Here is a 235-nt window from a genome sequence, read left to right on the forward strand (position 1 = left end):
CGTTTCATCGGATTTGGCGGATCTTGATCCACAGGAACGGTTGCTAGACCCTTTGGGAGCAATGAATCATCAATGGGATGTCCCAATGGATCGACTGCCTTGCCAATGAGCCCTCCTCCCACCTTTATCTCAAGGCTCCGTCCGCTTCCTTCCACGATACAACCCGGTGCTATATCACTAACAGCTGTAAATGGCATTAAAATAACCATTTCATCACGGAAACCGACAACTTCGG

General features: G+C 48.9%; 1 pseudogene. It reads right to left on the reverse strand.

Going from position 1 to position 235, the window contains the following annotated elements:
• Positions 1–235: pseudogene (gene fliI / locus SB775_RS33910) on the reverse strand (flagellum-specific ATP synthase FliI); the annotation flags it as partial.

Source organism: Peribacillus sp. SIMBA_075 (genome assembly GCF_046534585.1).